Source organism: Acinetobacter sp. YH12137, from assembly GCF_013418535.1.
Taxonomy (GTDB): domain Bacteria; phylum Pseudomonadota; class Gammaproteobacteria; order Pseudomonadales; family Moraxellaceae; genus Acinetobacter.
Genome location: NZ_VPBW01000017.1, coordinates 25,490 through 42,616, shown reverse-complemented (window position 1 = coordinate 42,616; position 17,127 = coordinate 25,490). Strand labels below are relative to the sequence as shown.

General features: G+C 42.2%; 22 protein-coding genes. 9 read left to right on the top strand and 13 right to left on the bottom strand.

What is annotated here, in order from left to right; translation table 11 throughout:
• Positions 1-10: 10 nt before the first annotated feature.
• From gspM to FTU72_RS09980, 5 genes are all read right to left on the bottom strand, one after another.
• Positions 11-490, bottom strand: coding sequence for a type II secretion system protein GspM (gene gspM, locus FTU72_RS10000; RefSeq protein WP_004782448.1), 480 nt, complete (start codon positions 488-490; stop codon positions 11-13).
• Positions 490-1,632, bottom strand: coding sequence for a type II secretion system protein GspL (gene gspL / locus FTU72_RS09995; protein ID WP_179992285.1), 1,143 nt, complete (start codon positions 1,630-1,632; stop codon positions 490-492). Before gspL ends, gspM begins: the two co-directional genes overlap by 1 nt.
• 29 nt (positions 1,633-1,661) lie before the next feature.
• Positions 1,662-2,117 (bottom strand): histidine phosphatase family protein, encoded by a 456-nt coding sequence (locus FTU72_RS09990; protein WP_179992284.1) that lies wholly within the window; start codon positions 2,115-2,117, stop codon positions 1,662-1,664.
• A 72-nt stretch (positions 2,118-2,189) separates the two neighbouring features.
• Positions 2,190-3,263, bottom strand: coding sequence for an NAD(P)H-dependent glycerol-3-phosphate dehydrogenase (locus tag FTU72_RS09985; RefSeq protein WP_034704062.1), 1,074 nt, complete (start codon positions 3,261-3,263; stop codon positions 2,190-2,192).
• A 33-nt stretch (positions 3,264-3,296) separates the two neighbouring features.
• The gene (locus FTU72_RS09980; protein ID WP_034169994.1) at positions 3,297-3,875 is read right to left on the bottom strand and encodes a nitroreductase family protein; all 579 of its coding nucleotides are present in this window, start codon (positions 3,873-3,875) and stop codon (positions 3,297-3,299) included.
• Between the two features lie 265 nt (positions 3,876-4,140).
• Between FTU72_RS09980 and FTU72_RS09975 the strand changes: the two genes are divergently transcribed.
• On the top strand, positions 4,141-4,518 hold the full coding sequence (locus FTU72_RS09975) for a hypothetical protein (protein ID WP_171505595.1): 378 nt from the start codon (positions 4,141-4,143) through the stop codon (positions 4,516-4,518).
• Between the two features lie 60 nt (positions 4,519-4,578).
• Here the strand turns inward: FTU72_RS09975 and rhlB are convergent, their stop codons facing one another.
• Entirely contained in the window at positions 4,579-5,730 is a 1,152-nt protein-coding gene (rhlB, locus tag FTU72_RS09970) for an ATP-dependent RNA helicase RhlB (RefSeq protein WP_004782458.1), read from the bottom strand.
• Between the two features lie 96 nt (positions 5,731-5,826).
• Complete coding sequence (locus FTU72_RS09965; RefSeq protein ID WP_004782461.1) at positions 5,827-6,042, bottom strand: cold-shock protein; 216 nt, start codon at positions 6,040-6,042, stop codon at positions 5,827-5,829.
• Between the two features lie 383 nt (positions 6,043-6,425).
• Between FTU72_RS09965 and FTU72_RS09960 the strand changes: the two genes are divergently transcribed.
• The 6 genes from FTU72_RS09960 (at position 6,426) to FTU72_RS09935 (ending at position 10,250) form a co-directional block, all read left to right on the top strand.
• Entirely contained in the window at positions 6,426-6,659 is a 234-nt protein-coding gene (locus FTU72_RS09960; protein ID WP_175968201.1) for a sulfurtransferase TusA family protein, read from the top strand.
• A 141-nt stretch (positions 6,660-6,800) separates the two neighbouring features.
• A complete protein-coding gene (gene rpoH / locus FTU72_RS09955) occupies positions 6,801-7,670 on the top strand; it encodes an RNA polymerase sigma factor RpoH (RefSeq protein ID WP_004782464.1) in 870 nt (289 codons plus the stop codon).
• Positions 7,671-7,807: 137 nt separating this feature from the next.
• On the top strand, positions 7,808-8,173 hold the full coding sequence (locus tag FTU72_RS09950; RefSeq protein WP_004782466.1) for a DUF423 domain-containing protein: 366 nt from the start codon (positions 7,808-7,810) through the stop codon (positions 8,171-8,173).
• 39 nt (positions 8,174-8,212) lie between these two features.
• Entirely contained in the window at positions 8,213-8,410 is a 198-nt protein-coding gene (gene thiS / locus FTU72_RS09945; RefSeq protein WP_005235073.1) for a sulfur carrier protein ThiS, read from the top strand.
• Between the two features lie 17 nt (positions 8,411-8,427).
• The gene (locus FTU72_RS09940) at positions 8,428-9,210 is read left to right on the top strand and encodes a thiazole synthase (protein WP_034702140.1); all 783 of its coding nucleotides are present in this window, start codon (positions 8,428-8,430) and stop codon (positions 9,208-9,210) included.
• Positions 9,211-9,524: 314 nt separating this feature from the next.
• Positions 9,525-10,250, top strand: a complete 726-nt coding sequence (locus tag FTU72_RS09935) for a hypothetical protein (RefSeq protein WP_179992282.1) — start codon at positions 9,525-9,527, stop codon at positions 10,248-10,250.
• A 40-nt stretch (positions 10,251-10,290) separates the two neighbouring features.
• Here FTU72_RS09935 and FTU72_RS09930 read toward each other — a convergent pair whose 3' ends face one another.
• The 3 genes from FTU72_RS09930 to FTU72_RS09920 form a co-directional block, all read right to left on the bottom strand.
• Complete coding sequence (locus tag FTU72_RS09930) at positions 10,291-10,602, bottom strand: putative quinol monooxygenase (protein WP_179992281.1); 312 nt, start codon at positions 10,600-10,602, stop codon at positions 10,291-10,293.
• A 15-nt stretch (positions 10,603-10,617) separates the two neighbouring features.
• On the bottom strand, positions 10,618-11,199 hold the full coding sequence (locus FTU72_RS09925; RefSeq protein WP_179992280.1) for an NAD(P)H-dependent oxidoreductase: 582 nt from the start codon (positions 11,197-11,199) through the stop codon (positions 10,618-10,620).
• 157 nt (positions 11,200-11,356) lie between these two features.
• Positions 11,357-11,968, bottom strand: a complete 612-nt coding sequence (locus FTU72_RS09920; RefSeq protein ID WP_004782472.1) for a glutathione binding-like protein — start codon at positions 11,966-11,968, stop codon at positions 11,357-11,359.
• Between the two features lie 216 nt (positions 11,969-12,184).
• Between FTU72_RS09920 and FTU72_RS09915 the strand changes: the two genes are divergently transcribed.
• Together FTU72_RS09915 and trmB are read left to right on the top strand one after the other, a co-directional pair.
• The gene (locus FTU72_RS09915) at positions 12,185-13,630 is read left to right on the top strand and encodes a SulP family inorganic anion transporter (protein WP_179992279.1); all 1,446 of its coding nucleotides are present in this window, start codon (positions 12,185-12,187) and stop codon (positions 13,628-13,630) included.
• A 150-nt stretch (positions 13,631-13,780) separates the two neighbouring features.
• Positions 13,781-14,497, top strand: a complete 717-nt coding sequence (gene trmB / locus FTU72_RS09910; RefSeq protein WP_004782474.1) for a tRNA (guanosine(46)-N7)-methyltransferase TrmB — start codon at positions 13,781-13,783, stop codon at positions 14,495-14,497.
• Positions 14,498-14,540: 43 nt separating this feature from the next.
• Here the strand turns inward: trmB and FTU72_RS09905 are convergent, their stop codons facing one another.
• The 3 genes from FTU72_RS09905 to FTU72_RS09895 form a co-directional block, all read right to left on the bottom strand.
• Positions 14,541-15,317 (bottom strand): Rossmann-like and DUF2520 domain-containing protein, encoded by a 777-nt coding sequence (locus FTU72_RS09905; RefSeq protein ID WP_179992278.1) that lies wholly within the window; start codon positions 15,315-15,317, stop codon positions 14,541-14,543.
• Positions 15,318-15,400: 83 nt separating this feature from the next.
• The gene (locus FTU72_RS09900; RefSeq protein WP_179992277.1) at positions 15,401-16,198 is read right to left on the bottom strand and encodes a thioesterase family protein; all 798 of its coding nucleotides are present in this window, start codon (positions 16,196-16,198) and stop codon (positions 15,401-15,403) included.
• 62 nt (positions 16,199-16,260) lie between these two features.
• Positions 16,261-16,932: a class I SAM-dependent methyltransferase gene (locus FTU72_RS09895; RefSeq protein ID WP_034702126.1), complete on the bottom strand. Its 672-nt coding sequence runs from the start codon at positions 16,930-16,932 to the stop codon at positions 16,261-16,263.
• Positions 16,933-17,127 lie beyond the last annotated feature (195 nt).

The window sequence follows — 17,127 nt, the reverse complement described above, 5'->3', positions numbered from 1 at the left end:
TTTTTACCAGTTATTGCACAGTCGCTGTTAATTTAATCTGCCCTGCTTCATTATTTAGTTCCATTTTCTCGATACTTAGCCCCATTTGTGCCAACTGTGTCAGGAAGTTGGCCAGCACAGAATAATTTTCATGAGACAGCATCAACTGAATTTTTCCATCCATTTGCTGTGATGCAACCGACAGCCCTTGTTGCTGAGCAATACGCTGCACTTTTTCTGCTGCATCTAATTGCAAGTCTCCTGCCGGCTTCATAGTAACAGCATTGCTTTGCATCCAGACCAGCGTATCTTTTAGATCATTTAAACGTTTCTGCTGGGTATCTGCTGCCTGATGCATTGCCCAGAGTGCACTCGCAACAGCGGTCACCAGCACAAAGATTGTGGTAAAGATTACCAGAATGCGTTCACGTGCTGACAAACGATCCAGATAATCGGTCAGTTTTTCAATTTGCAGATCCATGCGGTTCTGTAAGGTTTCAATAGCTTTCATTATTGTATTTTCACCAGCCCTACGGCGCCTGTTCCATTCGCCTGTATATTCCCCAATTCTACTTTAAAGCCCTGCTGCCCCAGTTGCTTGGTCAAAGTATTTAAACTTTCAGATGAATTGGACTGTAACTGCAGACTCAATCCAGACGGATCATAATTGACACGCTGTGCCACAATCTGGTTTTGCATCAACACCGGCCCGACTCGGCTAATGAGCTGCAAAGCCTGAGTATCCGCAGTCTGACTTTGACGAAGCTGGGCTTCAAACTGACTTTTAATATTCTGCTCAGTGACCGGATAATTTTGTCCGAACCAATATTTAAACTGGTCAATCGCCTGCATCGCAGTGGTATTGGCGACTTTTTTATATTGATACCAGCGCACCGCATCATAAGTAAACTGTAGTACTAAAATCCCAAGAAAAACCGCCGCACAGGCTTTCCAGTAACCGGAAACAGTATGATCCGATTTACCCTTTGGCAGGATATTAAATGGATGCTGTTTCAGTTTTTTTAGCATTGGCAACGTATATTGGAACGAGTTTAATTGTTCACGTGTTGCTACCGCTTCTAAACTGCTCATTTGTTCAGGGCTGAGATTGCTGACCTGATATTCCAGATCTTTAGACTGAAAATCCAGATAAAGGCTCAGATCATCCACTGACTGGCCGATATATTCAGCTTCACGTACCAGCAAATGCCCACCAATTTGTGCAATAACGCGCTGCTGCGCATGTTCAGGCACTGGCAAAACCAGAAAGTCTGGCAATAATGCAGCGAGTTTAACAGGAATCAAATTCAGGGCATGCTGCAAAGTTTCAACTGTAGAATTTGCAATCCCCAGAATACTGATCTGGTCAGGCTGCTGAAAATGATGCAGCACTTTCATGGTATCGACAGGCAGTACTACATATTCTTCTAACAGATATTTAATGCCATCATTGCCCATTTTTTTATATTGGCTCTTTGGCAAAGTCTGCTGCAAAATTTGCACATGACGACTTGGAAAAAAGACCGTCGCCTCTTCACCATGATAAGCCTGAATATCCTGAATCAGCTGCTCAAGTGTTGCAGCAGTGTTCCAGAACTCCCCCTTTGACCATTGCCAAACCCCATTGGCTTCCGGCATCCATAAATACAACATCGATTGTGTTCTACCGTTTTAATTGGTTTTTATACTGTTGGAATAAAGCTTTTAACTTGTGTTGATAAGCCTGGTGCAATCACGGCCTGATCATAAATACGTGCTTCTGATAAATGAAATGGATGAAAAGACTCAGTCACGAGAATGGAGGCAATATGCGCCACAACATTCATATGACAAACCACCGCAATGGACTCATACGGCAACTGCGATAACCATTCAACTGCAACTTTAGCATCATCATCAGGCTTGATGGTATTACAGATCACCACGGGCACATCTTTAAAATAGTGCTGTAAATGCGCCAGAGTTTCCTGCGCACGCAATAAAGGACTGACCACAAATACTTCCGGTTTAATGATGTCCTTTAAATACTGCGCTGTCTGTTCCGCCTGGTGATGCCCGCGTTCCGTTAGGGGACGTTTGCTATCATTCCCACTCACTGGTGGCGCGGCTTCGCCATGTCGCACTAAAGTCAGTTGCATCTTATTCCCTATTTATTTTGTCGCTACGGTCATCAGTCAGCATTATAATCATCGCTCTTCCTGTGTTATAGATCAGACTTGATGATGTGGCAAGACAAATTCCACATCACTGCGATGACCATTTTTCATCAAAGATAAAGCGATCGTCAGCGGCGGCGCTCCTTCAAAGATCACTTCATACAAGGCAGTTGTAATCGGCATATAAACATCCAGCTCTTCTGAACGCGCTTTTACCTGCACAATGGTGTTGATCCCTTCCGCAGTTTGACCCAGTTCAGTCGTCGCCTGCTCTAAGGTTTTACCCTTACCTAATGCATAACCGACCTGATAGTTACGACTCAGCGGACTGTTACAAGTGGCAAATAGATCACCTACACCAGAAAGCCCCAAGAAAGTTAGCGGATTTGCACCCAGCTTGACTGCAAATCGGCTCATTTCAGCTAGCGCACGAGTTAGAATCATACTTTTGGTATTTTCACCGACATTATAGGCAGCCGCCATTCCCATCGCGACCGCATAAATATTTTTCAATGCGCCACCCAGTTCTACGCCATGCACATCATCACTGGCAAAGACACGGAATAATGCACTATGGAGTGCCTGTTGCACTGCATAACGTACCAGTTCAGATTCACTGGCAATCACCGTACCTGCCGGCTGACCTGCGACAATTTCTTTGGCCAGGTTTGGACCAGACAGCACACCATAAGGCACTTCCGGTAGTTCTTCACGAATGATGTCACTCATAAAGCTGAAGGTATTGGCTTCGATCCCTTTTGTCAGGGAAATCACCGCTTGAGAGGTTATAAAGGGCTTGATCTGCTGCAACACATCACGGAAAGAATGGCTTGGAATCGCGACTAGAATAATATCGCGATCACGAACAGCCTTCTCCAGATCGGACACAGCAAGCAGATTTTCTTCCAGCTTAAAATCCGGTAGATAGCGTTTATTGATATGTGTTGCATTAATATCTTCAGCTACTTCCGGATCACGAATCCAGATCATGGTATCGCAGCCATTTCGAACCGCGGTATTGGCCATTGCAGTACCAAAACTACCACCGCCTAAAACTGTAATTCTTAAAGCCGTATTCTGGTTGACCACTACCGGTTCAATCAAATCGGTAAAATTTAATTCTGACATCTTGTTTTCTAATATCCTGTGTCTTGAAATGCCTTAGTTTTGATTCCAATAACTTACATAATTCTGGGTCTGGATTTCAGCACGTGGTGCAATCGCTTTTGCCGCCGTACCGATATAGATAATGCCAGAAACCAGATCATCCTTACCAATGCCGAGCGACTGCTTGAAAAATTTTGATTCTACTACTGCGCCACTACGCCACATAGTTGAAAAACCTTGAGCCTGCAAAGACAGCAAGAAGTTTTGAATAGCGGCACCTGAACTCAAAATCTGCTCAAAATGTGGCACTTTCGGATGATCCTGCAAACGGGTTAATGCCAGTACCAGCAAAGGTGCACGAAAAGGATGATTCTTGACCCGTTCAATCTGAGCTGATTCAGTTTGACCCAGATCTATCAGTGCTTGCGATAACAGTTCACCAAATGCTTCACGTTGCGCATCCGGGATGATCACAAAAGTGGTAGGTTTTAACCGGTGATGATCCGGTGCTGTCAAAGCAGCTTTAAATGCCATTTCTAACTGTTCTGCATTCGGCGCAGGTGCCAGCAAATGTCCTATTGATTGACGTTGGTGAATATTTTGATGAACGATGTCGACCACAGATTCCGTCATTGCTTTATAGATCTATAACTTAAAAACTACGGTCAAGATTAGCATATTCCACTAACAATACTCTAGAAACTTGCAAATACCTCTACCCCGAAAATATTTAAGGAAGATTACAATATTTTCCGTGGAATCAATAAAATGTCTCTTTCATTCACTTTTCTCTCATAGAGCAACATCAAAAATTGCCAAACTTATACAACAGCTCCTAATTCTGTGCTTTTTACTGTGTTTCAATATTCCCAGTTCTGTTTTCAAGCGAGATTTTATGATGAAAAAAACAATTGCGATCAGCGGATTAGCAGCTTCAGCTCTACTTTTAACTGCCTGTGCATCTAACCCGACTTCAGTAGCGGTTCAAAAGGAAAATAATCAGTTTGAAGTAACAGGATTAGGTAAAAACCAGTTAACCTCTAAAAATAATGCAGTGAATGCAGCCAGCAAAACATGTGGCTCTAAAGCAACTGCGATTATTCTGGATGAAAAAACTTCTTATAATGGTGCACTAAAAGGTGTAGTCGATGAACAGACCGGACAAATGATTCAGGCTGCTGCGACTGTATTAGGCAATATTGCCGGCACCAACACCGGATTGAACCAGAATGATGATTATCAGACTGTTTTAACGTTCCGCTGTGAAGCCAAATAAGCTTCAACATATGCAGTAATAAAAAACCGCTCTTAAAGAGCGGTTTTTTTGCAGTTTAGATTAGCAATAGCCTTCCAAACGGGTCAGCGGTAATTTTTGTCCAATCGCTTTTTCAATCTCTGGCAAATAGAACGCATCATCTTCCGCCAGGAAACTGATACTTACACCACGCGTTCCCGCACGACCAGTACGACCAATACGGTGTACGTAATCATCGGACTGTTCAGGTAAAGTGAAGTTAATCACATGAGATACGCCATCCACATGAATACCACGACCGGCAACGTCTGTCGCAATCATGATGTTATGTTTACCATTTTTGAACTGGTCTAACATTTTTAAGCGTTTGTCTTGGGCAATTTCACCTGACAGCATTACCACCTTATAACCATCACGTTTTAAATGATCATATAGCTTACGTACCTGATCACGACGGTTAGCGAAAATCATGACCTTTTCAATCGGCTCATCACGCAGAATGTCTTGCAGCAACTTATATTTGTCTGCTTTCGCCACCATATACACACGCTGTTCTACGTCGGCATTGGTTTTTTTCTCTGGCTCAATTTCGACAGTGACCGGTTCAAATAACCATTGCTGTGCCAGATTCAAGACATCATAGCTAAAAGTTGCAGAGAACATCAGCGTCTGACGCTGCTCTTTGCGTGGCGAGAAACGCACAATACGTTTTACTGATGGAATAAAACCCATATCCAGTAGACGGTCAGCTTCATCAATCACCAGGAATTCAATCTGATCCAGCCAGACTTCTTTTTGCTCGACAAAATCAATCAGACGCCCTGGAGTAGCAACCATGATATCCACTGGCGCTTTATCCAATTGAGCTTTCTGCTTGTCAAAATCTACACCACCTAGAAGTGTTACGACACTCAGGTCAGTAAACTTGGTCAGCTCATGCGCGTCGCTTTCGATTTGCAGGGCAAGTTCACGTGTTGGTGCCAGAATCAGTGCACGCGGTTCACCACGATAACGCTGTTCTTTTACCGGATTATTCAGCAAGTCATTAATCACGCTAATCAGGAATGCGGCTGTTTTACCCGTACCCGTTTGTGCACGACCAATAGCATCATGTCCTGCCAAGGTGAATTTTAAAACCTTCTGCTGAATCGGCGTCATGGAAGTAAAGCCTAAAGCATCAATTGCCTTTTTCAGTTGGGGATGTAAATTTAAGGTTTCAAAACCAGATGACATAAAGCGCTGCTCTAATTTGATAATCACTAAGATGGAATAGTATAAACAAAAAACGCCCCAATTTATATTGGGGCGTTTATTAGCTTAATCCGAAGATTAGTCTAATGGTTGAACTTCTTCAGCTTGGAAGCCTTTTTGGCCTTTAACTACACTGAATTCAACACGTTGGCCGTCACGAAGTGAACGGTGGCCTTCGCCTTGGATTGCACGGAAATGAACGAATACGTCATCACCGCCGTTGCGTTGAATAAAGCCGAAGCCTTTAGTGTCGTTGAACCATTTAACTACGCCTTGTTCACGAGCAGCTGTCATAAGTTAATCCTCATTGATACTAAAAAAAGGACCACCCGGTGTTGCAAACAGCAGAGCAAACAAGTTTGAAAATATTATTTTTAAGCTTGTAATCATTCTGTAAAACTATTAACAAAATCCCGGTTACATCCATTGTGTATAGGGCGAAAAACAATCAATTTGTTTATCTGAAATCCTAAATACGCAACGAGCTTAACATGGGTTTATGACAATTAATAGATATTTTTTAGCTTTGTTCCTTTTGATTTAGTTATTTTTTTCACAATATATATCAGAAAAATTATATATATTATTTCATGTAACTTTTTAGCCAAATAGTTGGGTTTTGGCATCCTATTTGCTAATATTTATAGCCTTTTTTTTGCGATATGAATAAAACGGAAATGAGTGATAACCACGGTCAAGCGCATATTATTGATGCCATGGGTAAGCCCTGTCCGATGCCGCTCCTGATGTTAAAGCGTGCATTAAAAGCAGATCAGGGCAAAACATTCTTGCTAAAGTCATCAGATCCACATAGTCAAACTGATGTTACACGGTATTGCCAAATGCATCAGTTAAAATGCGAATCTCAACAGATTTCTGCAACCGAGTATCACTACCTGATTGAATCTTAAAAATTTTCAATTAAACTGGATGCTCTCCATACTCGTATAAAAGTTTACATTTCTCTACCCAAATATCCATTATTTGAGGAGAGTTTGGATTAAGATAAAACCTAGTTAAGGGTTAAATCCCCCGCACTTCAAGGAGAACACATGAGTGACAGCCGCAATCAATTGATGCCCCTGTCATTATCGGCGCCAGGTGTCAATCTTGGTGCTTATATTAGCACTGTCAATCAAATTCCTATTTTGACGGCCGAACAAGAAAAAGAGTTGGCCGAACGCTATTACTACGACCAGGACCTGGACGCAGCAAAAATGCTGGTCATGTCTCATTTGCGTTTCGTGGTACATATTGCACGTAGTTATGCAGGTTATGGCCTGCCTCAAGGTGACCTGATCCAGGAAGGCAACCTTGGCCTGATGAAAGCCGTTAAGCGTTTTGACCCTAGTATGGGCGTACGTCTGGTGTCATTTGCGGTGCACTGGATCAAAGCTGAAATTCATGAATATGTAATTCGTAACTGGCGTATTGTCAAAATTGCGACCACTAAAGCGCAGCGTAAACTGTTCTTCAATTTACGTAGTCTGAAAAAGTCTTCTAAAAAGTTAACGCTTGAAGAAGCTCAGTCGATTGCCAATGACCTGAATGTAACACCAGAACAGGTGTTGGAAATGGAAGGCCGATTGACGGCTTATGATGCAGCATTTGAAGCATCAGGTGACGATGATGACGAAAATTCAACTCACGTTGCTCCAGCACTATATCTGGAAGACAACCGTTATGACCCGGCACGTCTGATTGAAAATGAAGACTATGAGGAACAAAGCACCTCTGCTCTGCATGAAGCGATGGAACAGTTAGATGACCGTTCCCGTAATATCTTGCAGCGTCGCTGGCTGGATGATGAAAAATCAACCTTGCATGAACTGGCAGCTGAATATAATGTTTCCGCCGAACGTATCCGTCAGCTTGAAAAGAATGCAATGGAAAAGATTAAAGTAGCAATGTCTTCAAACTGATGTATTGAATTAATAAACTACTAATCTTAAGAAAAAGCCTTCATATATGAAGGCTTTTTTTGTCTTTTAATGCCGTGTTTCAGCCTTAGCTTTTATGCTAAGGTTAAGCGCAAACTTTATTGGGAAGGTCAATTCAAATGTGGATTGCGATTTCAGCACTGAATCTTGCGCTTGCAGTCATGCTCGGCGCATTTGGTGCCCATGGTTTAAAGACTCGAGCGACTGAAGCACAGTTGACCTGGTGGCAAACGGCCACAGATTATTTCTTCTACCATGCTCTTGGCTTACTTATTCTAGCAGTGATCAGCCGAGTAATTCCTGAATTGCCAATCAAATGGAGTTTTCTCCTGATCCAGGCGGGGATTTTCCTGTTCTGTGGCTCACTCTATGTCATGGCACTGGGTCTGCCGCGCGGTTTAGGTGCAATTACGCCAATTGGTGGTGCCTTAATGATTGCTGGCTGGTTAATTCTGGCCTGGAATGCCGTAAAATACCTCAAATAGGTCTGATGCTTTAATCAATAATCATGGAGGGTTGCCAAGATGCTGGTGTATATCAATGGCGAACAACAAGAAACTCAATGCAAGAACCTGCTGGAACTGGTTCAAAGTCTGGCGCTTGAGGGTAAACGCTTTGCAGTTGAGGTCAATGAAATGATTATTTCTAAAAGCAGATTGGGTGAAACGCCCATTTGCGAAGCGGACAAAATAGAAATTATTCACGCAGTCGGTGGCGGCTAATAACACTTGGAACAATTATGCAAGATTTATTACAGATCGGTTCACGCCAATTCCAGTCTCGTCTTTTAGTAGGCACAGGCAAATATAAAGATTTAAATGAAACAGATCAGGCCATTCAGGCCAGTGGTGCAGAAATTGTAACGGTTGCTATTCGCCGGGTGAATATTGGTCAGCATCCAGACCAACCGAACCTGCTTTCAGTGGTTCCACCAGAAAAATACACCATTTTACCAAATACTGCGGGCTGTTTTGATGCCAATAGCGCAGTACGCACCTGTATGCTAGCACGTGAACTGCTGGATGGTCATAACCTGGTAAAACTGGAAGTTCTGGGTGATGAAAAGACTCTTTATCCAAATATTACCGAAACTTTGAAAGCAGCGCGTACCCTGATTGATGACGGTTTTGAAATCATGGTCTATACCTCAGATGATCCGATCGTGGCACAAGAACTGGAAAGTATGGGCTGTGTAGCAATCATGCCTTTAGGTAGTCTGATCGGTTCAGGTCTGGGGATTCTGAATCCACACACGATTTCGATTATTAAAGAAAATGCCAAAGTGCCTGTGCTGGTTGATGCGGGTGTCGGTACTGCCAGTGATGCAGCGATTGCCATGGAACTAGGCTGTGACGGCGTACTGATGAATACTGCGATTGCTGCTGCACAAAATCCGGTCTTGATGGCCTCTGCGATGCGTAAGGCGGTTGAAGCGGGTCGTGAAGCATTCCTGGCCGGTCGTATGCCACGCAAACGCATGGCCAATGCCAGCTCACCTGAAACCGGTTATTTCTTTAAATAATAATCGAGGCTAGAGGCCCAAAAAATTATTTAAATCATGTCGATCTGTTCAGGAGTTTCCAGCAAACTCCTGGACTTTTAAATTTAGATACCCAATACCCCGGTCAACTTTGAAAATTAAATATTAAAAGTTCACGTCTTGGTTCGGATTAATTCGAATAGGAACTTCAAATCCATAGTTGAATTTATAAAAAAGCTTTAAAGTTCACCATAAATATCTATCCAATATTCAAAGAGATGACTTAACCTATTTTGCTAAACTTATCACTCAGCTTTGATCATCAATAAAATTATAAATAAAAGGAATTTAAACCGATGCTTTATCAGATCAAACTGCCTTTCCTATTTAGCACCCTGCTGTGTCTAGCATTTACACAAAGTGCTTGTGCGAAACCTCAGACAGGTAGTTCTCCTAAATCAAGCTATCAATCTTTTGTTCCGAAAAACTGGAAAGTTCTAGAAAAAGCACAAGGTGATTTAAATCAGGACGGTCAAGCGGATATTGCCCTGATTATTGAAGATACTAATCCCGAAAACTTTGTTGCAAATGCAGGTGTAGGTAATCATGTTCTGAATACCAACGAACGAAAACTTTTGATTTTATTCAAGCAGGCAAATGGTTATCAGCTTGCAGCTAGCAATACTACTTTGCCAACCGAAGGTGATGTAGAGTCGCCTTGCCTCACTGATCCACTTGGTGAATCCGAAGCCTTAAGCATTCAAAAAGGTGTACTTCGGGTTCATTTACACTACTGGCTAAGCTGTGGTTCATGGTATGTCACCAATTATACTTATACCTTTCGATACCAAGATAATGCTTTTAAATTGATTGGCTATGATGTAGATGATTTTCACCGTGCCTCGGGTGAGAGTACAGCACGAAGCATTAACTTTTTAACAGGCAAGCTAAAAACTACAACAGATGAAAATGAATTTTCAGAACAGACGCAACTTGCCAAAGTTCAATGGTCCACCTTAAAACACCGCTACGCACTGAAACTTGAACAGGTTCAATTTAATCAGCCACAAGAGTTCGAATAAAATTAAATATTACAAACTCTTTCAAACTGAGAATTACAGCTTAAAGTGCTTCTAAAATCCGAATCTTTACACTCGCAACCGCACCTTGAGTGGCTTTAGCATGTTGCTGCATATTTACACTATGCATGTGGGTTTCCAGATGCTGAATACTTTCCCATTTTTCAAACATCATGATTGAAAAAGGCACTTTGGTCTGTAATCGGCTCTCAATTGCCGGATGATCAATATAGACATCATAAAGATGACAGCCTGGCTCTTGTAATACCTGTGTGCGGATGTTGTTAAATGAATCCAGCACTGTTTTCATATCTTGTTCCGAATGACAGATGATTTCAGCAATAACGGTTAGCATGGTCATATCTCCTGATTAAGCAAAAATTTGAGTTAAATGTTCACGATACTGTGCGATATACGCTTCAACTTCAGGGGCTTTAATTACATCATTCACAATAAATGTCGGTAAAGCTTGCATCCCCAGGAATTGGTTGGCTTTATGAAAAGGTAGGTAAACGCCATCTACACCCACGCCATGAAAAAACTGCTCGGTATCTGTAAACGCATCCATCGGTGCATTCCAGGTAAGAGATAACATATAGTTTTTATCGTGAATCAGGCCACCTGAGCCATATTTTTTTGAAGCATCTGAACGTGAGCGACCATCATTTGCATACAGGCTGCCATGCCCTTCGGTAAAAACATCATCAATATACTTTTTCACTGGCCACGGCGCACCCATCCACCAGCCTGGCATTTGGTAAATGACCGTATCTGCCCAAAGGTATTTTTCTACTTCTGCTTTTGCATCATATTCATTGTCAGCACGAGTTACCTGAACCTGATGCCCCAGCTTTGTTAATACTTCTTGAGCCAGTTCGGCCAAAGTATCATTTAACTGACCATTTGAGTGGGCAAAAGCTTTTGCGCCATTAATTAATAAAATATTTTTCATGGAAAGAACCTGAAACCAAAAATTTATGCAGGCACTATATAGACTCTGCTTATTGCTAAAAAGCAGTGATTTTGCAAATCATTATTGACTAAATATCAACAATTACTTTGGAAGCAATAAAAAAAGCGCCTTATGACGCTTTTTCAAAATTTTAGTATTAAGGAATCAAACCTTCATCACGCATTGCAATCTGTACAGACTGACGTTCTGCAACCTTATTACGGATATGAATAATATTTTTATATGGACTCAGATCATGTTCAATCTGGTTCGACCAGTTGGTGAGAACAAACAGGTAAGCATCTGCCGGACCGAAATTATCATCGACCAGATAATCATTGTCCGATTCACCAATCGCCTTATCGATATAACTCAATAAACGGTCAATTTCTGCATATGCTTTTTCTTTGGCTTCATCTGATAATTTTCCAGTGAAGAATACAGCATAAGCATCATGCAGTTCTGAATTGAGATAACCTAACCACTCCAGCACTTTGGCACGTCCCATGCCAGAAGGTGGAATCAGATCTTGTTTTGGATCGTGTTGAGCAAGAAACGGTAAAATTGCAACATTTTCTGTAAGAATTAAACCCGGATTAATTTCTAATGCTGGTACATAACCTTTTGGGTTAATTTCGTAATAATCTGCACCTTTTTCTGTTTTATGGGTTTTTAAGTCAACACGTTCCAAATCAAAATCGACATTAATTTCATTTAAAATAATATGAGCTGCCAAAGAGCACGCGCCTGGCGAATAGTAAAGCTTCATTTCTGATCCTTGTTATACACTTCTCAATGTTTTAAATCGCTTCTGACAAACTTTCAAGTGATCAAACCTGTAAATTGCAAAAAAGCGTAACTGTGATTCAGCACAGTTACATATTCAATATTGAGGAATTTACAGGCTTTTGCAAGTCAATCTTGTGTAGATTTTTATCTGTATCTGTTTAAGATACGCAGGTTCTCAAAATTTAGATGATATTTCGTGATTAACCTGAAAAAAGAAGAATGGTTTTCCAATATCCGGACTGATGTACTGGCAGGTTTGGTGGTTGGACTCGCCCTGATTCCTGAATCTATTGCCTTTTCTGCGATTGCCGGTGTCGATCCGCAAGTCGGCTTATATGCCTCTTTCTGTATTGCCGTGTCCATTGCCTTTTTCGGTGGTCGTCCTGCCATGATTTCTGCGGCTACAGGTGCAATGGCACTATTGATGATTACGCTGGTCAAGGATCATGGCTTGCAATACCTGCTTGCAGCCACGATTCTGACCGGAATCATTCAGGTGATTGCGGGCTTTTTTAAAGTTGCCAAGCTGATGCGTTTTGTGTCGCAGGCTGTGGTATATGGTTTCTTGAATGCCCTCGCGATCCTGATTTTTGTGGCACAAATCCCGGAAATTCACCGGATGGACAGTACGGCTTATCTGTTCATTTTAGTAGGTTTGGCAATTATCTATCTGTTTCCTTATATCCCGAAAATCGGTAAAGCGATTCCATCGCCTCTGATCTGTATCGTCGTACTGAGCGCACTTGCGTTATTGCTTGGTGCAGATATGCGTACTGTGAGCGATCTGGGACAGTTTCCAGATACCTTGCCAGTCTTTCTTCTTCCAGAAATTCCACTGAATCTGGAAACTTTGCAGATTATCCTGCCTTATTCCTTTACTCTAGCCACTGTAGGTCTGCTTGAAAGTATGATGACGACTACAGTGATTGATGAAGTGACTGGAACTGAAGGTGACCGACATCAGGAATGTCGTGGTCAGGGTATGGCCAATATTGTCAGCGGTTTTATGGGCGGAATGGCCGGTTGTGCCATGATTGGCCAGTCGATTATCAATGTCTCATCAGGTGCTCGTACACGTTTATCGACATTAGTTGCTGGCGTATTTTTACTGTGTCTGGTGGTCTTCCTGAAAGACTGGCTGGCTTATATTCCTATGGCAGCACTGGTAGCTATTATGATTATGGTATCATTTACCACCTTCCAGTGGGGTGCAATCAAACAGTTTGGCAAGCATCCGCTAGAATTTAATACCGTGATGATTGCAGTGATAATTGTCGTGCTTGCTACTCATAATCTGGCGCTCGGTGTATTTGTCGGTGTATTGCTCTCTGCTCTGTTCTTTATTAATAAGCTGGAAAGAACTGTACATGTCTCGACTTATTTGCATAAGCCTAATTCACGTAGCTATATAATTTCTGGTCAGATTTTTTTCAGTAGTACAGAAAAGTTCTACCAGTTTTTTGATTTTAAGGAAAAGCTAGATCATGTTGAGCTAGATCTGACGCATGCACATATCTGGGATGTAACTTCAGTAAATATGCTCAATAACGTCATCCAGAAGTTTAAAGCCCAAGGCATAGACGTGACTGTAATTGGTTTAAATGAAGCCAGTAGCACTTTGATCGATCGTTTTAGTACCTGATCAAGCTTGATCTATAAAAGAGCCAACTGGCTCTTTTATTTTGTCTGAGATCTCTGGCTCGATTTTTATGGAGAAATACCGAGAAAAGTTTGACTTGCACCGCTCAGGACTTAAAATACCGCATTCTGAATTTTTAGATTTGCCAAAATTATGTCGAACGATCAATTAGACCAGCAAGTCGTGGAGCTGGACAATTTAAGCGAGCACCGTGAAATTGTGACGTTTATGCGCCGCTCAGCGCCATTAAATACCTCTCAACGTACTGCGCTTGAACAATATGGTCACTTAATTTTGGAATATCCGGTAGGTGATTTGCGTCAGCATTTTGAACACCCTGAACGTCCGCTGACTGTCGAAATCGGTTTTGGTATGGGCCGCTCTCTGGTTCTCATGGCGAAAGCGAATCCAGAGCGTAACTTTGTCGGAATCGAAGTGCATGTACCGGGTATTGCGCAGTGCGTGTATGAAGCAGGTATGGCTGGCGTGACGAACTTACGTGTACTGGATGCTGATGCGATTCAGGTACTTCGTGAAATGCCAGACAATAGCATCAACACCGTTCAGCTGTATTTCCCTGATCCATGGCAGAAAAAACGTCACTTTAAACGCCGTTTTGTATCTCATGACCGCATGCCATTGGTTGAGCAAAAACTGGAACTTGGCGGTACTTTCCATGCTGCAACAGACTGGGAACCGTATGCTGAGTGGATGCTGGAAGTTCTGGAAGAACGTCCACGTTTAGAAAACCTGGCGGGTAAAGGAAACAGCTACCCTCGTCCTGAATGGCGCCCACAGACCAAATTTGAACGTCGCGGGATCGAAGCTGGCCACAAGATTAATGACTTTATCTTTAAGAAAATTTCTTAATATCTATAAGTCTAAAAAGCGCTGATTATTCAGCGCTTTTTTATTAGCTCTGATGGCGTTCTAAAATCTGCTGGCTGAGTAATCTATATACATCTGCCAAGTCTTGTCGCTGAGACTGCTCTAGCATCTGCTGATGCATATTCAGAATATTCTGATCACCACGCATCGCAGGTCCAGTCTGCCCCGGGCGTGGATCATTTTGCGTCGCTTTATGGGCTGTTTCCAGAATCAATGGATAAAGCAGGCTAAAGTCTACCTGCTGTGCATCTACTACCTGCTTGGCCATGTCATAACAGTAGTTGCTAAAATTGCAGGCAAACACTGCAGCCAGATGCAAGCTCAAACGTTGGTCCGAACTATATTGATAAACTCGTTTGCTTAGGCTATTTGCTAAATGAGTTAAGATTTCTTGATCTTCTGGCTCAGACGCTTCAATAAATAAAGGCGTATTTTCCCAGTCAATTTCACGTTCCAGACTAAAGGTTTGCAATGGATAAAAGACGCCAGACTTTGCATGTACATCTGCTAGAACATTCAGGTGAGAACTGCCTGAAGTATGGACAATCAGCACATCTTGCAAGTAAAAATAGACTTGTCTGATGACCTCAGCAATTGATTGATCACTCACGGCAATGATCATCAAGTCTATATCCTGATTCAGATTTTCAGGTTGAGCGATGGCTTGCGCTTTAAATTGATCAGCCAGTTGCTGTGCTTTATCCAGAGTCCGGCTGTAGATCTGTACAATTTCATGTTGTGCTGACAATGCATGGGCAAGATGATAAGCCACTCGCCCTGCCCCAATAATACTAATCCGCATTCATCAATATTCCTGAACCATTGCGCACAGCATGCCAATAAAAAAAGGATGAATCAATTCATCCTTTTGCTTTTAAATCAGTTTTAGAATTTTCGTAAGGTCAGAATCTGTTCACTGCGACCGAAAGGCCCGTGAATATCATGCAGCACACCGCTGGTGAGACCAATCCCATCTTCACCATACTGTTGCACCACTTCCAGCCCCAGCCATTCACCTTGCGGCAGACGGTGCATATGAATCTGCAAATCCAGATTCGGGAATCCCCAGCCCGCATTTGGATCCTGACGTGGCACAATGCCATTCGCGGTATCGACCATACCGAGTAAACGACTAAAATCTGTAGTCGGTTGTCCTTCTACCATATCCAATGAATTTCTGAGCCAGACAATGCCTTTGCCTGCACGATGATCAGGATGTGCACGGGTTTCAATACTTTGAATATAACCGCCCGGCCAGCAACTCATACCCTCCCAAACCGGTAAAAACTCAGGGCTTTCAATCGGAAAATCTTCGATACCTGCAATGGCCCGGCTATCCGAAGTCAGCATCCTCCAGGCACGAGCAACGATACAGGTTTTTCCATTGGCACACATTTCCGCCTCAATCAGTTCAATAGTTTTGCCAGGACGGATCATGCGTGTAGTAATAGAAAATTCACCAAATGCAATCAACCCAAAAATATCCAGTCCAACCCGGCCAATGCGCATTTCTGATCTAGGCTGAAACTGTTCTAGTTCAACACATAGAATACCGGTTGCTGGCGCCATGTGCTGTTCATGAGGATTCCACGCACCTTGAGCATGAATATTGGAACGATAATAGGCAGTATTACTGCCATCTGTATGCTGCTCGCGCTGGATCAAACTATAATATGCTGACATTATTCTTAAACTTCCTTGATTATTCTCTTAAACTTTAAAATTCATATAAAGTTTCATGATCTTTATTTTCTGAGTAAAAAACCATAATAATTCATGATTTGACTATAAATTTTGCGCTGTTTAAATCCGACTTTTGTTAAAAGTTCATTTGAATCTTCTACTGAAATCAGGAAAAAGTCCTGCTGCAATCTGGCCAGCATATTTTCGCTTTGCTGCACACTAAGTCCGGTTTGCTGTGCCATTTTTTGCATTACCTTTAATTCATTCTCATCTTCTGGTTGCATCAGATCATAGGTCAATCCGATCCCGCCAGCTTTAAGGCTCTGATAGATAGCCTGAAAAAAATCAGATTTCTGAGGTTCAGGAATAAAATGGACGACTAAAATAGCGAGTGCAGCATCGAATGAATTTTGTTGATCCAGTTCCTGAGTGGTGCACTGTATAAACTGAACTCGTTGTTCAGCGCCAATAGAAGCCAGCTGCTTCCTTGCCTGCTCAAGCATTGCAGCGGAAGGATCAATCGCAGTAAATGTCCAGTTTGGATGCTGTTGCAATAAATAAGATAGTTCATAACCAGTTCCGCAACCCACAATCAGGATATGTGCATTTTCTGGAAGCTCAGTACTGAGTATTGCTTCAATCTGTTGATGCACCAGTTCATAGCCAGGAATCAGTTTACGGATATGATCATCATAACTGGCGACCACCACTTCACTGTGAAAGTTTTTTGCCATCTGTTTACTCTGATTTATATAGAAATAGATTTTTATCTATTAAAAGAAATTGCTAAATACATGACCTCAATTTGCAAGATGGATTCTTCTTCCATTGTGCAGGTGCTTCGTTACTTTGACTGGGCAAAGTAACCAAACCCCTCTGTTTCATTGATATGGCATCCTTGCCATACAATGAAACGGCGGCATCCATGC

What these genes read in the sequence shown, in the direction of transcription:
- gspM (WP_004782448.1), bottom strand. Translation starts at nt 490, where the DNA reads ATGAAAGCTATTGAAACCTTACAGAACCGCATGGATCTGCAAATTGAA.
- gspL (WP_179992285.1), bottom strand. Translation starts at nt 1,632, where the DNA reads ATGTTGTATTTATGGATGCCGGAAGCCAATGGGGTTTGGCAATGGTCA.
- FTU72_RS09990 (WP_179992284.1), bottom strand. Translation starts at nt 2,117, where the DNA reads ATGCAACTGACTTTAGTGCGACATGGCGAAGCCGCGCCACCAGTGAGT.
- FTU72_RS09985 (WP_034704062.1), bottom strand. Translation starts at nt 3,263, where the DNA reads ATGTCAGAATTAAATTTTACCGATTTGATTGAACCGGTAGTGGTCAAC.
- FTU72_RS09980 (WP_034169994.1), bottom strand. Translation starts at nt 3,875, where the DNA reads ATGACGGAATCTGTGGTCGACATCGTTCATCAAAATATTCACCAACGT.
- FTU72_RS09975 (WP_171505595.1), top strand. Translation starts at nt 4,141, where the DNA reads ATGAAAAAAACAATTGCGATCAGCGGATTAGCAGCTTCAGCTCTACTT.
- rhlB (WP_004782458.1), bottom strand. Translation starts at nt 5,730, where the DNA reads ATGTCATCTGGTTTTGAAACCTTAAATTTACATCCCCAACTGAAAAAG.
- FTU72_RS09965 (WP_004782461.1), bottom strand. Translation starts at nt 6,042, where the DNA reads ATGACAGCTGCTCGTGAACAAGGCGTAGTTAAATGGTTCAACGACACT.
- FTU72_RS09960 (WP_175968201.1), top strand. Translation starts at nt 6,426, where the DNA reads ATGAGTGATAACCACGGTCAAGCGCATATTATTGATGCCATGGGTAAG.
- rpoH (WP_004782464.1), top strand. Translation starts at nt 6,801, where the DNA reads ATGAGTGACAGCCGCAATCAATTGATGCCCCTGTCATTATCGGCGCCA.
- FTU72_RS09950 (WP_004782466.1), top strand. Translation starts at nt 7,808, where the DNA reads ATGTGGATTGCGATTTCAGCACTGAATCTTGCGCTTGCAGTCATGCTC.
- thiS (WP_005235073.1), top strand. Translation starts at nt 8,213, where the DNA reads ATGCTGGTGTATATCAATGGCGAACAACAAGAAACTCAATGCAAGAAC.
- FTU72_RS09940 (WP_034702140.1), top strand. Translation starts at nt 8,428, where the DNA reads ATGCAAGATTTATTACAGATCGGTTCACGCCAATTCCAGTCTCGTCTT.
- FTU72_RS09935 (WP_179992282.1), top strand. Translation starts at nt 9,525, where the DNA reads ATGCTTTATCAGATCAAACTGCCTTTCCTATTTAGCACCCTGCTGTGT.
- FTU72_RS09930 (WP_179992281.1), bottom strand. Translation starts at nt 10,602, where the DNA reads ATGCTAACCGTTATTGCTGAAATCATCTGTCATTCGGAACAAGATATG.
- FTU72_RS09925 (WP_179992280.1), bottom strand. Translation starts at nt 11,199, where the DNA reads ATGAAAAATATTTTATTAATTAATGGCGCAAAAGCTTTTGCCCACTCA.
- FTU72_RS09920 (WP_004782472.1), bottom strand. Translation starts at nt 11,968, where the DNA reads ATGAAGCTTTACTATTCGCCAGGCGCGTGCTCTTTGGCAGCTCATATT.
- trmB (WP_004782474.1), top strand. Translation starts at nt 13,781, where the DNA reads ATGTCGAACGATCAATTAGACCAGCAAGTCGTGGAGCTGGACAATTTA.
- FTU72_RS09905 (WP_179992278.1), bottom strand. Translation starts at nt 15,317, where the DNA reads ATGCGGATTAGTATTATTGGGGCAGGGCGAGTGGCTTATCATCTTGCC.
- FTU72_RS09900 (WP_179992277.1), bottom strand. Translation starts at nt 16,198, where the DNA reads ATGTCAGCATATTATAGTTTGATCCAGCGCGAGCAGCATACAGATGGC.
- FTU72_RS09895 (WP_034702126.1), bottom strand. Translation starts at nt 16,932, where the DNA reads ATGGCAAAAAACTTTCACAGTGAAGTGGTGGTCGCCAGTTATGATGAT.